This is a genomic window from Candidatus Nitrospira allomarina (assembly GCF_032050975.1).
Classification (GTDB): Bacteria; Nitrospirota; Nitrospiria; order Nitrospirales; family UBA8639; genus Nitrospira_E; species Nitrospira_E allomarina.
Genome location: NZ_CP116967.1, coordinates 447043 through 461802, shown reverse-complemented (window position 1 = coordinate 461802; position 14760 = coordinate 447043). Strand labels below are relative to the sequence as shown.

Below are 14760 nucleotides of genomic sequence, written 5' to 3'. Positions count from 1 at the left end.
AAGGATGTTCTGCAATGCGGAAAGGGGTCAATCATGAAAATTTCACCAGGAGGTCCATGATGATGAAACAGACAAGACGTCGAACTCCTGCCATCCTTGTATGGGCTGCAGTGCTCTGCGTCCCACTTGGTGTGTATGGCCAGTCTGATAGTAATCAGGGGATACCCATTCAAGAGGCCGGTCAGACAGGAATATTAATTGGAGAAGATAAGAATCAGGACGCCAAGTTTATTTCGTTCATGAATAATGGAAGGGTTCAGTGGCGTCTGTCTTCCACTCCATTCAAATATTCACGAGTAGATCATGGGAGTGATGTTCCGATACGGCTTGTGGCGCTTGATTCTGTTGATGGGCCACCGCCTTGTGGGGCGGATGGCTATTGTAATTTGAACGCTTGCTCTGCCGACCCGGATTGTCCCGCCGGCCTTCCCCAGCAGGAGAGTGAAAGCGAGCCCTACGAACCTTCGCATGATGAAAAAGGCATTGGGGGGTCAGTTTGGCTGACTACAGGTCCTGACGGATTTGAGGGTGGACATTCCTGTGATTTTGACAAAGGCACTTGCAACATCAAAGTGACCTGGAGTGTGCAGCCAGATAAGTATGATAAATGGAAAATCTGCTGGAAGGATTGGGGCGATACCTTTACCAACGCGTGTGACGTGAACCAAAAAATTCGAAAATTTGAAAACAATTATTATGTCATTCCTGATTTGAAGGAAGACCATCACTATCGTATTCGGCTCGAAGGTCGAAAGGATTCAAACGATAAGTGGAAATGCCTGGCAAAAGCGCGATTGCGAAATGTTCACTTGAATGGGACGAATATAAGAGGGGTTGTGCCATGTATCGTGCCGTAATTTTGCTTTCGAACATGTGGAGTTTTAACTCTGATCCTCTTGACGAGGGTCGAAAGTTTTATCAATAAATTATTAGGAAAGAACGCTTTATCCGGATCGGTTGAAAAGACAATACGAGGGGGTTACGCTGACGATAGGTGAATGTAAATTAAGTGGGTTCGTGCAACTACTCCATCTCCCATTCAATACCGGCAGGTGCCCTCAGGAATCCCTCAAATGACTCTTATTTGGTTTTCTCCTACTTCATGCTTTTATAGGGTTAAAACGTTCATTGTCTCTCCATGTTTTACCATTACCCTTTCAATGTTTTAGCTTGATGAAAGTTGCAGGCAAGAGAGCTCATTGCTGTGCAACCTATGGAATATTGCTAGAACACTTTTCCTCAATTTCCCGCTAGTGCTCCTGCCTGGGTAAAGTTGTCATCCCATAGGCCGATAATGCAAAGGGCATTGTTCTCCGGGTATTCCCCCAAAATCTTTTAGTCAAGGGTCTTGCAGATTTCAACAATCCCAAGAACGCATGGAATGAGGTTTTCCATTCCATGCCGCTAATAAGGGACTTTGATTGAAGGGTTTCATGGGAATCTCATCAGGTTGGGGGAAACTTCGCAATCCTCATCAAGGAAACACTCACATTTTTCTCAGGAGGGTTTAACAATGAGAACCAGGATATTGTGTGCGGGTTGTCTTGTTTTTAGCATGGGAATGGGAAGTGTTGTAAGCCAGGTGAATGCCCAAGAGATTTGCCGAACGGCCGGATTCTGGGGTACTCATGCAGGCGAGGAGAAATCTGGTAGTACTAACATTTCTGAAGAAGTTATCCGAGCCTGGTTGTCAACGGTCAATTCCTATGATCAAACAGCGACGGACAAGTGTACCTATGATATGGATGGCACGGTAATTTGTAATTTTGAACCGCCAGGCCAGGCGGGAAGTCCGAAAGCCTGTCGAGATGCGAAGAAGAATGACATCACCCTGTTGAATAATTTCCCTATCGGCTATGAGGGAATTGATATTTGTGGACAAATTATTTCCGTAGGCCCCAATGGCACTGACCAAATTCCTCCCGTTCTCGAAGCGTTATGCGTTTCCCCAGGCGGGGATTCGAAACTTCAGCTTGGTCGCCAATTAACCGCCGCAGCGCTGAATTGCCTGCTTAGTGGAGGAGGGAGCGATTGCACGGGTACCTCCATTGAACCAGTCTTTGCAACCTGCAACTCGACCTGTGCGGTTTCCGGCCAGGAAGACCAGGTAAACACCTGTATTGAAAAATTGGATTGCTTTAACAACGGTGGGGCATGGAATGAAGATGATCCTCAGGCCATGTATTGCCAAATGGATGTTGTAGAATCCTGTCATGACCAGCCACTGATCGGAACGCTCATGAGCGACTCCGGAGAGCCGGAGGACCCTGGACCCCCCCCTCAGTAATTTCCAAGGAGGTTTCTCATGCAAGAAGCTCTTAATTCCTGGTCCGGAGCCCAGGAATTTAAGGGCCTTGTCAGAAATATTTGGTCATCAGAGTACGCAGGCCGGGGAATTCATTTTCTTTAGTTTTCTCCCGTCTTTTACTGATTCAGATAGCGCTGCAGGGAGGTTTCGTCCAGAGGTGGAAAGGCCGGGCCACGTCCTTCTCGGAAAACGAAGAGGACTGCCTACGTTTCAGGCATAGGAGAAAGGGTAATTGTATTATTTGTTCCTTTTTTAATACATTATACAGAATACTAGGGGATTTTTCCCGAAAAACTAGGGATATCACTAGTTGTGTATGAGATAGAAACTCTTATTTACTCTTCATAAGTGAGCTAAAGAACACTGAAATACTTTGGTGGGAGAATCTTCTCTATGATAGGGCAATGCATAGAAACCAGGGAGGGTTCGATGTCCAGGGAACGTTGGTCGAAGGCCATGTGGGAAGAATTCCTGAGCAGGATTTTTTCAGGGGATCATGTCTCGTTTATTCCCCATAAAATCTTTCGCTGGGATGAAAATGGGATCTATCAGGATTGTTTTTTCCCTGTTCCCTGTCAACACCTTTTAGGTGGAGAGCATCTTCTGGGACGGACCATCAATGAGGTCTTACCTAAAGACTCAGCCAGAAGTTTGAAAAAGGCCCTGAGCAAAACTCTGAAAACCCAACGGCCGCAAGATGTTCAATTGGTTTTTCCTACCCTGGGGAAGACGGTTGTCGCCGTGGTCCGGTTATTTCCTTATGAGTCTGAGGCATTGGGCTTTGTAACAGATCATTACCTAGATGGTTGTCCCGTCCTCTCGGTTTCCCCCCAGGATCCCTCCTTGTCTTTTCTGAAAAACTCTTCGACTTATACCTTATAATTTGTTTGGGAGAAATCTTCTGAAAATTTCTCCCGACGATCGGGCTGGTAATTGGTGGGAATTCTTTGCGGTTGTCCTGACAGGGCTACTGCATCTTGTATTCAAGAGTTTTGATGCAAGGGGACTTTTTATAGCCTTGGCGGGGATCAGTTGGGTGAGCTATGTAGTCTGGCAGGTTCGGCAGGATCCGACGAGGTGGAAAGGGTGGGGATTTCGCACCGACAATCTTCGACAAGCCTTTATCTGGCCATCGGTGTTATTTGCCGGGTCGGGATTAGCCATGGCCTGGTATGGCATAATGGCCGGTCGAGAGCTCTGGCAGAGCCACACGCTGTTGCTGTTGTTCCTATATCCTCTGTGGGGAATTCTCCAACAGTTTCTTGTGCAGGCGATGGGTGTTGATAATCTTATAAGAAAATTTCCTCAGCATGGCCTGTGGCTGGCCATTCCCATTGGGGTGATTCTGTTTGCCCTCGTTCATGCCCCAGACTGGTGGCTGACGTTGGCCACCGGCCTTATGGCCTGCTTTTTTGTCCCGTTCTATACCCGTGATCGAAATCTTTGGCCGCTGGGACTCTATCATGGCTGGCTGGGCACGTTTTTTTATCTCTGGGTTCTTGGCCGGGATCCTTGGGTATCCGTTTTCGGAAGCTAGCCACCCACTTGACGAGTTTGATGAGAGCGGAGTAGAAAAAGAACCATTGTTGTGTATGTGAAGGGAGAGGAATGGCTATGGAAAATAATCCGCTCGTAATTTCTGATCAAGAACGGTTGCAGCTTTTGTATGAACGGTTTCGGGATGTGTGTTTGGTGGAAAAGGAAGTGTGGACGGAAATCTATATGCCCAGGCAAACGGAGAAGGGCATGGTGCTCACCAATCAACACGAATGTTATGAAGTGATCATTGATGATGAAGCGGTTGAAAATGCACTGGAGGCTAACATTCCCTTAGGATCCAAGGCGTTGGGCGCGGCAATTCAGGAGTATAAAAACCATATTTCGTTTCGAAAAAAATAGTTCGTACATTCGAGCAGATGCATCAAAGTCTGAGGGTTACCGCCATCACTAGGTTCTGCAGGGTCCAACCGGTCTAATCCGGCCCTCATCAGGATTTATTTAATTCGAGGCTTGCAAAATAATGAAGCGTTTCCCCCCTCTGCTCTTTTGGCAGAGGGGAACAATGGTGATGACCCTGAAGCGAACGGTGCCTTTTTAGCCCTGGAATGTTCTGTAATTAGGGAGGGATTGATTAGGTTGCCGCAATCGCTTCTTTTGCAGGCGCGGTGACTTTTGCTGCAACAGGCGCTACCTTTTTGGCTTTTTCGGTATCCTGATAGGCCTTGTCTTGGGCCATCCAATCATGTCTGAGTTTTTCAGAAATGATTTTGGTGCTTTCCAGCATTTCCGGAATTTTGGTCAGGGTTTTGTCGTGGGCTTCCATGGCAAAGCCGATGTGGTTCGAGCTGTATTGATCGAATTGCACGCGAATGATTTCCACGTTCGGAAGAATATCCGAAAACCGAGCGGTATAGGTTTTCCCCTTCGCCGTTAAGCTTGTTCCGTCTTCTTCCACCAGGGCCTCGGTGCCTGCCGGTACATTCTTTCCGGTAAATTTATGCAACTTTCCAAAATCTCCAATGGCATAGCGTGTGATTTCGGTTCCCATGTGACCCACCCCTTGTTGTGTGTTGATGATAAGAGCCTCGGACTAGACAGACGGGGTGTGAGTGAATTTGGAGTTGTGGTCCAGACAAAGACACCATACATTCCGGTATGTCTCGAATATGTTTATTATGAAGCCTCCAGGGCTAGAGAGCAATGGGTCAGATTTCCAAAAAGGTGAGTTGAACATCCCTTCAACAGCGTTCCCGGGGGTCAAACAGCGTTAGAAAGAGGCTCTAAGGAGTCACTTGCAGTAAGTGTTGATGTTAGACCACTCAGCGTGAAAGGGGAAGACTCGATAGGTCATGGAGGCAGGTGGCAGCAAGGACTTCAGGTGTGCCAGGCGGTCTTGGGTCGGTGGATGGGTCGAAAGATAACGAAGGACGTCATTTGCAGGTTGTTCTTTCCCAAGTTTAGCGAAAAAGGCGACCATCCCCTCGGGATTAATTCCCGACCGATGTAATAAGAGGAATCCCTGTTCATCGGCTTGGTCTTCCGCCTCACGGCTATAGGACAGGGTCTGAAGAGTTTGGGCGGCTTGGAGTGCATACGCCACCATGCCGCTGGCATCCCCGCTAAGGGCGGCGATGACGAAAGCCATCGACACATGCCGCACGATAAGGTGCATGGTGTGTCGAAGCAGAACGTGTTGAATTTCATGAGCCAAAACTCCCGCGAGTTCTTCGGGCGAAGCGGTGTCTTGTAGAAGACCGCGAAAGACTATGACATATCCGCCCGGGGCAGCCATGGCGTTGACGAGGGGGCTATCCACCACGGTCACCTGAAATTGATAGGGAAGGGGGTCGATGGATTTGGTCAGGGACGTCAATATGAAGTCGACCGCGTGGATCAGTTTCGGGTTGTCGCAAACCGGTTTCCCGGCTGTGACTTCCTGTTGTACAAACTGGCCCAACTGAATTTCCCAGGAAAGCGGAATGGCGGCGGTGATTGGCTGAGCCAACGAGGGAATACCCCAGGTAAAAATGCCATACACGATGGGGATGCTGGCGAGTGCGGCCAGCACCGTCCCATACACACGGGTGTGTCGAGTGCGGGGATGATGAAAATGACTGGTGTGCGATCCGCCATGCTTATGAATCGCCAGCAGAATTTTGGGGCTGGGGATGACCAGGGTTTCGCCAATTCCGGTTCCTCGCTCAAATCGTACTTCTTCTCCGGAATAGCGCCCGTGGGTTTGTCGAAATTCTTGATAGTTCCATGTCGTGGTTGTGTGGTCAGCAAAGCGAAGGGTCAGACCGACACCTGAAATGGTAATAGTCACAAACTGTGGAACGACCGATTGTCCGTCATAATAGGACCCTTTCCATTCGGTGGGGTATGCCATGATCAAATTGGTTTAGCCTAAGGAACGCATACATTGTCGATGATGAAAAGATTCATACCGGGAGGATCGGAGCGGAACATGCACAATGGCCAAATTAGCCTAAATCAAAACCAGCGTCAAAGTATCCCGCAAGCTCTTCACCGGTGGGGGACGCATCCAGGGCTTCCTGTTCGATGCGTTGAAAATCTAAAGGGCCTTGAAGGTTCAGATGATAATAGAGAAATTGGAGATTCCGGACCTGGACCCACGGCCAGGCTACTCCAAACGTGAGAATAAGCATGAGGAAGTTCGTCATCCGCAACTCCATGAGATTCCATGTGGAGGCAGAAAAATGAAAATGCGCGTCTCCAAAATCTGAATGATTCCATTGGTACCGTTGCTTGGCTACCTGCAGGTAAAACCATGGAAGCAGCAGCGTGAGCAATCCGGTGATGAACAGGGAATTAAAAAAAATGTCTCGCCAACCTTCGGATGGCCATTGGGCGAGGATGGAGAGACCGGCAGGTCCCGCGTGAATCCCGATGAGTGTGATCATAATGATCATGCTGAAGGCGAGGGATGTGACATAGATCCTCAAGAGCCCGCTTCCCGTTCCGGAATAGGTGAATGGGCGATTACCAAAGTAGGTGTGAGCGACAAGAAATTTTCGTCTGGCATTTTCGAAAAACGGGTAATAGATGCCGGCGGTCAACAAGGTCAGAACGCTTCCCAGGACCCATATTTTCGTATATTCCTTTACGTGCCCCCGGAAGGAGAAACGAATCGTTCCCAACGAGGTTCGACTCAACCGATAACGATGCGATCCGACCACCGCGACTGGAATGAAGCACAAAGCCATGGTCCCTGCAAGCGCATTGGGAATCCAAGTTGGAATCTGGTCCCAAATGAGGGGGGTCAGACTGAGGAAAGCATAGGGAAGACCAAATACCAAAAACGCTTTTGACCATCCCTTCAATAATTCCTGAGGAGTTCCATGATAGGAAAAGCGAGTGTGGGCAAAGCTGGTCTGACTGCTCAAAAATTGGCGAATACGTACTCTCCCCCAAAAAGAATACAGGCCAAGTGTCAGTAATGTGAAAAAGGTATTGACAATGAATATCCCAAAGAGCGTTCGCCCACGCCCCCAAAAAATGGGATGGTGGATGGGAAACAAATTGGAATCGTCTGACCCGTTGTCCGGGCCGGAAAGGGGTATTCCGTGAAGGGCCTTGGTCTGGTCTCTCTGATCGGGGCTCCAAGTGGCCACATCAGAACTACTTTCAGCCGAAGAGTCTGTTCTATGAGTGTTCAACGGCTTTTGAGATTCTGATGAAATGAGAGAATGATCTGTGCTGAGTAGCGGTTCATTGGAGTGGTTCACGGATTCCTCTTGTGGAGAATGAAGCGCGGCTCCACATTGCGAACAGGTCTCTCTACCATTTCTGACCGACCCGCATGTTGTGCAAATCAACGCGGACGTCAATTCCGTCGGGCAGGCGTCCCCGTCTTGATGGTGGTCATCAGTGGTGGCCTTTCGTGATACATGGTTTCACCTATCTGGGTCTATCGGTCCTATCTGATACAATCCTAAGGTTATTTTTCCAACTCAATTGTCCCGGGGGAGCGAGGGAAAATTTATGCAGAAGAGTATAGTCAAACTGTTCCTCATCATCATAAATGTTTTTGTTGCCGTGGGTTGTGCCGATCTCTCACATCAGATTCCTCAAGGGGAAGGGAATGGCCTTGACCCCTCCCATTCGCCTCAACAAGTTCAAGATCTTGCCGGGATTTGGGAGTATGCAGATAAAACCGGGTCTAATACCATTACCTTAAATGAAGAGGGAAATGGACAATATGAGTGGGAGGATGGGTGGTTTGAAACCCAAGAACTGAAGGATGGGGTATGGAAGGGCAAATGGATGCAAGCCGGGAATGATCGGGAAGGAGGGTTTGAGCTGAAGTGGTTAGATGACTCGCCGGTAGCCCAGGGACGTTGGTGGTACACCCGCATTGGCCAGGATCACAATCCTCTTGAACCTGGAGGTACCTTTACCATGCAACGGATATCCCCTTTCCTGACGGGTGGGAAATAGTCTTCTCGCGGTATTTCCATAAGGAGAGAAGAATCAAGGCTGGAGAGAAGCCCATCTCTGAAAGCTTAGTGACTGCCCATGGCGGATGTCTGCTCACTTTCGACAGGTTGGGTGTGAGGAGGATTCGTTTCTCTCTCACGATTGTCCGGCGTCTTGTTGAGCAGGACAGCATGTAAGGCCTCCTCAATTGTTTCCACGAAGACAACGGACAATTCTGATCGTACAGTGTCAGGCACATCTTTCAGATCTTTTTCGTTGGCTTTGGGAAGGACAATACGGCGCAATCCGACCCTATGTGCCGCCAAAATCTTTTCTTTAATCCCGCCCACAGGCAGGACCAATCCGGTTAACCCAATTTCTCCGGTCATCGCCGTATCCTTTCTAACCGGGATTTTCAGTAAGAGCGAAGCCAGAGCACTGGCCATGGTCACACCGGCGGATGGCCCATCTTTGGGAATGGCGCCCTCCGGCACATGAATATGCATTCCACTCTGCTTAAACACGGCGATATCCAAGCCCAGCGATTCGGCACGCGACCAGAGATAGCTTCGAGCCGCTTGAGCTGATTCCTGCATAACATCTCCAATGTGGCCGGTAATGGTGAGGTCGCTGCCTCCCGGAAGAAGGGCACTCTCAACATAGAGGACATCCCCGCCGGTTTCTGTCCAGGCCATTCCCGTCGCTACCCCCAGGGGCAATGTTTTCCTGGCTTCCTCAGGCATAAATCGTTCGATGCCCAACCATTCCGGAAGGTCCACTTGGGTGATCGTGAGAGGTTCCTCCGGCTGGTCCGGCGGATGTTCTGCCAGCTTCAGCGCCACTTTGCGAGTTAACCGTCCCAACATCTGTTCCAATTGGCGAACGCCGGCTTCCCGGGTATATCGTTTGATGATATGAGGAATCACCTGTTCCTCTAACGTCAAGGGTTTGGACTCCAAGCCGGCTTCCTTCAAGCGACGAGGCCACAAATAGCGATTGGCAATTTCAAGCTTTTCCTGATGACTGTAGCCTCCCAGACGTATGGTCTCCATCCGATCCAAGAGAGGACGGGAGATGGTGTCCAGGGAATTGGCCGTGGTGATGAACATCACTTTAGAGAGGTCAAAGGGCAGATCTAAGTAGTTGTCGCGGAAGGTATGATTTTGTTCCGGGTCAAGAATTTCTAACAAGGCTGACGCGGGATCTCCCCGGAAATCCTGTCCAACCTTATCGACCTCGTCCAGCATCAGAATCGGATTTTTGGCCCCAGCACGTCGAAGAGCCTGAATCAGACGGCCTGGCATTGCGCCAACATATGTGCGGCGATGCCCACGCAATTCGGCTTCGTCATGAAGACCCCCTAAGCTCAGGCGTTCAAACTTTCTTTCCAGGGCGCGGGCAATGGATTGCCCCAAGCTGGTTTTCCCCACCCCCGGGGGGCCCACCAAACACAGGATGGGAGCCTTCGCAGAAGGATTCAGCTTCAACACGGCCAGGTGCTCAAGGATGCGTTCCTTGACATCCTGAATGCCGTAATGATCTTCATCTAATATTGTTCGAACATGAGTCAGATCCAGGTGGTCTTCTGTGAGGGTGTTCCACGGTAATTCTAGAACCAACTCCAGATAGCTCCGAATGACCTGATGATCCGGGGAGGCAGGAGGCAGCTTGACCAGACGCTTCAGTTCTCTGGTGGCTTCAGTTCTCACAATCTCGGGAAGGTCGGCCTTCTCGATACGGGCTTTTAATTCCCCTACCTCGCCATCTTCGGGTTGGGTCTCCAGGTCTCCCAGTTCTTGTTGAATTTCTTTTAACTGTTGGCGCAGGAAATACTCCCGTTGGGATTTTCCAATTTCTGCTTGGGCCTGGCTCGCGATTTCATGGCGAATTTTGAGGATATGGAGTTCATGGGCCAACGCGCCATACACCTGGCGAAGGACTTCCTTAGCATCGGATTGCTCCAGAAGCCCTTGCAATCGTTCCACATTAAGGTTCAAGAGGGACACCAGCCGATAAGCCACTGAAAGGGGATTTTTTTCGGCTCGAAGCACGGCCACCAATTCCACCACGCCCTGGGTCGTCAATAATTCGGGTAATTGGCCAATAAGTTCAACCAGTTCACGATGCAAGGCCTCCAGTTCAAGGTCGGATTCAAGCGCAAGAGCGAGTTGCCTGGACCGAACGACCATATGGGGTTCGTCTTGTTCCTTCTTCAGTAAGACGACGCGTTCGATTCCCTGTGCGAGAACCTGAAGATGGCCATCCGGAGTTTTGCCCATTTGCTTGATGACGGCTTTCGTGCCAATTCGATACAGGTCATCGAACTCGGGTTCCTCCTTTTCTGAGTCACGCTGGGTGGCGAATACCAAGGCTTTGTCTTCCGAGTTCATCGCGGCTTCCACCGCGGCGATCGAGCGGGGTCGACCAATCGTGAAGGGAACAAGGGTATCGGGAAACAAGACCGTTCGCTTAACAGGGACGAGCGGGAGGGAAACAATGAGTGTATTCTCGGCAGTTGGGGGAGTATCCATTTATTCTTTCACCGTCCTTCAGGTGTATACCAACATAATAACTGTTCTCCCCAACAAGATACGCATCTTTTCCTTTGAGTCAAATTGATTGGCACGGCCTACCGGTTGTGCCATGTGGGTAGAGTCAAAAGTGATTCATGAGCGAAATCGAAAGTTGCCCCTGAACCTGCGCCTGTGTTGGCGATGAACTCTCGTGCCCATAATGGGAGGTGGAACCTCCCTGGTGTGTATCTGAACATCTCAGATCATCCGGAGTAATGATGATTGTGATGAAACCGGATTGGGTGGATAAGTTTTACGAATTTTCCACCGTTCCCGAAAAAATTGCAAATGATCCACATTCCTTGACAGGCTTCTAATGAGATCTTATCATGGTTAGTGAATACTCACTATAATAGAAGGTAGAAGATGCCATTATCACCGAAACGAATAAGCGGTCCGGTGCGGAAGGCCAAAATTATTCAGTCGGCGGCCTCCTTATTTGCCAAAAAAGGATTTAGCGGGACCAAGACCCGGGAAATTGCCCAGAGAGCAGGGGTCAGCGAAGCCCTTATTTTCAAACATTTTCCCAGTAAAGATGATTTGTATGCGGCCATTCTTGCGGAGGAATCACCCGTGCCGGGATTACTCTCCAAAATAAGAAGTCTCGCTGAGCAACAAAAGGATATTGAGGTGTTTTCCGTGATTGCCAGGACGGTGGTCGGAGGGGCTCCGGATTCCGATTTGATGAGGCTGATTTTGTTTAGCGCACTGGAAAACCATGAGATGTCGGATATGTTTTTCCACAATCACATCCGGGTGTTTTATGATTTTTTGGCCGGCTACATTCAACAGCGCATAGATGATGGAGCCTTTCAGCCCGTTCAGCCCCTCATCGCCGCCCGCGCCTTTATGGGCATGCTGATTTATCATCGGTTGTTGACGGTCCTATTTCAAGCCCAACTTCCTCAGACGGCCGAAGACATTTCGCGGACCTTTGTGAACCTCATGATGAACGGACTTAAACTCCCTTCTCTGAAGGGAGCGGTGCGCAGATCAGGTCAGACAAATAAACCCCGGACGCGGACGGCACGGAAGGTATGAATTACGTTGCCCTGAAAATGTTGTTTGGCGATCGCCCCAAGTATCTCATGTTGCTGGCGGGGCTCACGTTTTCCACGATGCTCATCGTTCAGCAGGGATCCATTTTCTGGGGGTTGATGACCTGGTCGCAATCGGGCATCACCAATGTGAATGCCCCGGTGTGGGTCACCGATTCCAATATCAATCAAGTCGAAGAAATTAAACCCCTGGCCGATACAACGGTGAACGTGGTTCGAAGTGTTTCCGGTGTCGAGTGGGCGGTTCCCCTTTATAAGGGCGTCCAGCGGGCGAGATTGCGGGATGGGAACTATGAGCAAATTGCGTTAGTCGGGATCGAATCCAGTACGTTAATCGGTCGACCCGGTCGGGTGTTGGAAGGCAACATTGAAGAGCTGCGGTCTCCTGACGCGGTCGCGATCGATCAATTAGGGGTGGAGCGGTTAGGTGGGCCCAAAAACATTCATCTCGGCACCACGTTTGAAATCAATGATCACCGTGTCAGGGTCGTGGCGATCGTGCAGACACAAAAAAGTTTTCAAAATTTTCCCTTTGTCTACACCACCTACGAACGAGCCTTGAGTGTGACACCCGAAGAGCGGAGGAAATTGTCGTATGTCCTTGCCAGTCCGGTGAGCGGGGTCAGCCCGGAAGAGTTGGCCAGGCGAATTCACGAGCAAACAGGATTGGGAGCATTTACCGAAGACCAGTTTGGATGGAAGACCATTCGATGGATTCTTCAAAACACAGGTATTGGCGTGAATTTTGGTACCACCGTGTTATTAGGATTTATTGTGGGGATGGCGATTTCCGGACAAACCTTTTACCTGTTTACGGTTGAGAACCTGCCGCAGTTTGGCGCACTGAAAGCGATAGGAGCCAGCACGGGTATGCTGGCGCGTATGATCCTCCTGCAAAGTTTTACCGTCGGATCCATTGGATATGGAGTCGGAGTGGGATTGGCCACCCTGTTTGGATTGACCGCTGCAGGTGGAGACCGGTTGCCCTTTAAAGAAACATGGCCTCTTCTCGTCGGAGTGGCCGTGGCGCTCCTCTTGATCTGTAGTGTCTCGAGTGTGATTAGCATTCGAAAGTTGGCCAAGCTTGAACCGGCGATTGTGTTTCGGGGGTAGCGTCGTGAGTGGGAACCCGTCTCCGACTCTTAACCATGATTCGCCTCAGTGGTTGGTGCAGGCCAGGGGGGTGGTGAAATCGTTTGGGGAAGGAGAGACCAGGATTCCTGTCCTGAAGGGAGTTGATTTAACTGTCGCCCACGGGGAAGTCTTGTTGCTGGTGGGGCCTTCGGGTAGCGGGAAAACAACTCTCTTGTCGGTGATTGCCGGTATTTTAGAAAGCGATGAGGGAGAGGTGAGAATTTTGGGCGAATCCATTCTGGAATTGTCCGCGTCGGAAAAAACGAAATTTCGCTTGGATCATCTCGGTTTTATCTTTCAGCAATATCATCTCTTGCCCACGCTCACCGCGGTTGAAAATGCCGCAGTGCCGTTATTGATTCGCGGAGTCGCCAAACACGAGGCCCTGGCTCAAGCGGAGAACATTCTTGGGAGCATGGGCATGGGAGAGCGCTTGGTCGCATTGCCAACCAGACTGTCGGGAGGCGAGCAGCAGCGGGTAGCCATTGCCCGAGCCCTGGTGAGTGATCCCCAGTTACTGCTGTGTGACGAACCGACCGCGAATCTGGATGGAGAAACGGGACACCGGATTGTGCAGCAATTGCATGATATCGGAAAACAGCATGATCGGGGGGTGATTATTGTGACGCACGATACCCGGATTTTTGAATTTGGCGATCGCATTGTCCATATGGAAGATGGACGAGTGGATCAGATCCAAGAAGGACAGGAGACACCCGTTTAAATGGTACTGCGGCGTTTGAGTTTTTGGATCGCGTTGGGGGGCATCATTTTGACGATTGCGACGTTGTGGGGCGCTAATAAGAAAGTGGCTCCGCCTCCACCGATGGAAGCCCCTCCTCAGAATCCGTATCCAGTCACGGTGGCCGCAGCAGGCATTATTGAGGCTGTAAACGAAAACGTCAGGATCGCGCCTCCGGTCTCCGGTCTGGTGACGAAGGTGTCTGTCACAGTGGCGGACCATGTTGAGCAGGGAGATCCGTTGTTTCAGTTGGATGATCGGGCGTTGCGGGCCCAACTGCAAACCAAGACCGATTCGCTCCCGTCTGCAGCGGCGCGGATCGCCGAGCAGGAGATCCGGCTCCGGGATGTCCAGGACCAATTACAGCGGCTTCAGTCGGTCACAGACCGTCGGGCGGTCAGTGAAGATGATGTGAAGAGGAAATGGCATGAAGCGGAAGGTGCCAAGCGGGCGTTGATTCGGGCAAGGGCTGATTTCCATTTGGCAAAAACAGAACGGGATGAAGTGCAGGCTTTATTAAATCGTCTTACGGTTCGGGCACCGCGTGCGGGGACGATTCTTCAGGTCAACGTTCGATCCGGGGAATATGCCACGGTGAATCCCATCGAGCCGCTCATCATATTAGGGGATACGGAAACCTTACAGGTGCGGGCTGATATCGATGAAGTCAACGCGCCGTTGATGGTGCCGGGAAGTCCGGCTGTAGCCTACCTTAAAGGGTTTACGGATAAGGCCATTTCGCTCACCTTTGCTCGGATTGAGCCCTATATTGTGCCTAAACGGTCACTAACCGGGGACAATCGGGAGCGGGTCGACACCAGGGTGCTCCAGGTGATTTATCGATTTGAACGGCCTGCTTTCCCGGTCTATGTCGGGCAACAAGTCGATGTCTATATCGAGCGCCCTGTTGAACGGGTTTCGGATCAGGACCATAACCGATCCGAGAACGGAACTTCGCCATCTCATACCTCCCTTCCATTATCGGAGACCGGGAAGGCTCCGTAA

14 protein-coding genes are annotated in these 14760 nt (G+C 50.4%); 10 read left to right on the top strand and 4 right to left on the bottom strand.

The features are described from left to right. Window positions 1-56: 56 nt before the first annotated feature. From PP769_RS01975 to PP769_RS01955, 5 genes are all read left to right on the top strand, one after another. Window positions 57-857 carry a hypothetical protein gene (locus PP769_RS01975; RefSeq protein WP_312644550.1) on the top strand — a complete coding sequence of 267 codons (801 nt, stop codon included), beginning with the start codon at window positions 57-59 and terminating at the stop codon, window positions 855-857. Window positions 858-1513: 656 nt separating this feature from the next. Next, entirely contained in the window at window positions 1514-2287 is a 774-nt protein-coding gene (locus tag PP769_RS01970; RefSeq protein WP_312644548.1) for a hypothetical protein, read from the top strand. A gap of 450 nt (window positions 2288-2737) precedes the next feature. Then, window positions 2738-3190 carry a PAS domain-containing protein gene (locus PP769_RS01965; RefSeq protein WP_312644545.1) on the top strand — a complete coding sequence of 151 codons (453 nt, stop codon included), beginning with the start codon at window positions 2738-2740 and terminating at the stop codon, window positions 3188-3190. 154 nt (window positions 3191-3344) lie between these two features. After that, window positions 3345-3845, top strand: coding sequence for a CPBP family glutamic-type intramembrane protease (locus tag PP769_RS01960; protein WP_312644543.1), 501 nt, complete (start codon window positions 3345-3347; stop codon window positions 3843-3845). A gap of 77 nt (window positions 3846-3922) precedes the next feature. Then, complete coding sequence (locus tag PP769_RS01955) at window positions 3923-4207, top strand: hypothetical protein (RefSeq protein ID WP_312644541.1); 285 nt, start codon at window positions 3923-3925, stop codon at window positions 4205-4207. A 232-nt stretch (window positions 4208-4439) separates the two neighbouring features. On the opposite strand, the gene PP769_RS01950 is transcribed toward PP769_RS01955, so the two are convergent. From PP769_RS01950 to PP769_RS01940, 3 genes are all read right to left on the bottom strand, one after another. Continuing rightward, window positions 4440-4856: a hypothetical protein gene (locus tag PP769_RS01950; protein ID WP_312644539.1), complete on the bottom strand. Its 417-nt coding sequence runs from the start codon at window positions 4854-4856 to the stop codon at window positions 4440-4442. A gap of 240 nt (window positions 4857-5096) precedes the next feature. After that, window positions 5097-6197, bottom strand: coding sequence for a M48 family metallopeptidase (locus tag PP769_RS01945; RefSeq protein WP_312644537.1), 1101 nt, complete (start codon window positions 6195-6197; stop codon window positions 5097-5099). A gap of 94 nt (window positions 6198-6291) precedes the next feature. Continuing rightward, window positions 6292-7443 carry a YjgN family protein gene (locus PP769_RS01940; protein ID WP_312644535.1) on the bottom strand — a complete coding sequence of 384 codons (1152 nt, stop codon included), beginning with the start codon at window positions 7441-7443 and terminating at the stop codon, window positions 6292-6294. A gap of 370 nt (window positions 7444-7813) precedes the next feature. On the opposite strand from PP769_RS01940, the gene PP769_RS01935 reads away from it, so the two are divergent. After that, window positions 7814-8269: a hypothetical protein gene (locus PP769_RS01935; RefSeq protein WP_312644533.1), complete on the top strand. Its 456-nt coding sequence runs from the start codon at window positions 7814-7816 to the stop codon at window positions 8267-8269. A 65-nt stretch (window positions 8270-8334) separates the two neighbouring features. Here PP769_RS01935 and lon read toward each other — a convergent pair whose 3' ends face one another. Beyond that, window positions 8335-10779, bottom strand: a complete 2445-nt coding sequence (gene lon / locus PP769_RS01930; RefSeq protein ID WP_312644531.1) for an endopeptidase La — start codon at window positions 10777-10779, stop codon at window positions 8335-8337. Between the two features lie 408 nt (window positions 10780-11187). Between lon and PP769_RS01925 the strand changes: the two genes are divergently transcribed. The 4 genes from PP769_RS01925 to PP769_RS01910 are packed head-to-tail and all read left to right on the top strand — an operon-like array spanning window position 11188 to window position 14760. Then, window positions 11188-11862 carry a TetR/AcrR family transcriptional regulator gene (locus PP769_RS01925; RefSeq protein WP_312644529.1) on the top strand — a complete coding sequence of 225 codons (675 nt, stop codon included), beginning with the start codon at window positions 11188-11190 and terminating at the stop codon, window positions 11860-11862. Continuing rightward, entirely contained in the window at window positions 11859-12992 is a 1134-nt protein-coding gene (locus tag PP769_RS01920; protein WP_312644527.1) for an ABC transporter permease, read from the top strand. Before PP769_RS01925 ends, PP769_RS01920 begins: the two co-directional genes overlap by 4 nt. Window positions 12993-12996: 4 nt before the next feature. Continuing rightward, the gene (locus PP769_RS01915; RefSeq protein ID WP_312644525.1) at window positions 12997-13737 is read left to right on the top strand and encodes an ABC transporter ATP-binding protein; all 741 of its coding nucleotides are present in this window, start codon (window positions 12997-12999) and stop codon (window positions 13735-13737) included. Next, a complete protein-coding gene (locus PP769_RS01910; RefSeq protein WP_312644523.1) occupies window positions 13738-14760 on the top strand; it encodes an efflux RND transporter periplasmic adaptor subunit in 1023 nt (340 codons plus the stop codon).

What these genes read in the sequence shown, in the direction of transcription:
- PP769_RS01925 (WP_312644529.1), top strand. Translation starts at nt 11,188, where the DNA reads ATGCCATTATCACCGAAACGAATAAGCGGTCCGGTGCGGAAGGCCAAA.
- PP769_RS01950 (WP_312644539.1), bottom strand. Translation starts at nt 4,856, where the DNA reads ATGGGAACCGAAATCACACGCTATGCCATTGGAGATTTTGGAAAGTTG.
- PP769_RS01955 (WP_312644541.1), top strand. Translation starts at nt 3,923, where the DNA reads ATGGAAAATAATCCGCTCGTAATTTCTGATCAAGAACGGTTGCAGCTT.
- PP769_RS01945 (WP_312644537.1), bottom strand. Translation starts at nt 6,197, where the DNA reads ATGGCATACCCCACCGAATGGAAAGGGTCCTATTATGACGGACAATCG.
- PP769_RS01935 (WP_312644533.1), top strand. Translation starts at nt 7,814, where the DNA reads ATGCAGAAGAGTATAGTCAAACTGTTCCTCATCATCATAAATGTTTTT.
- lon (WP_312644531.1), bottom strand. Translation starts at nt 10,779, where the DNA reads ATGGATACTCCCCCAACTGCCGAGAATACACTCATTGTTTCCCTCCCG.
- PP769_RS01970 (WP_312644548.1), top strand. Translation starts at nt 1,514, where the DNA reads ATGAGAACCAGGATATTGTGTGCGGGTTGTCTTGTTTTTAGCATGGGA.
- PP769_RS01975 (WP_312644550.1), top strand. Translation starts at nt 57, where the DNA reads ATGATGATGAAACAGACAAGACGTCGAACTCCTGCCATCCTTGTATGG.
- PP769_RS01965 (WP_312644545.1), top strand. Translation starts at nt 2,738, where the DNA reads ATGTCCAGGGAACGTTGGTCGAAGGCCATGTGGGAAGAATTCCTGAGC.
- PP769_RS01910 (WP_312644523.1), top strand. Translation starts at nt 13,738, where the DNA reads ATGGTACTGCGGCGTTTGAGTTTTTGGATCGCGTTGGGGGGCATCATT.
- PP769_RS01920 (WP_312644527.1), top strand. Translation starts at nt 11,859, where the DNA reads ATGAATTACGTTGCCCTGAAAATGTTGTTTGGCGATCGCCCCAAGTAT.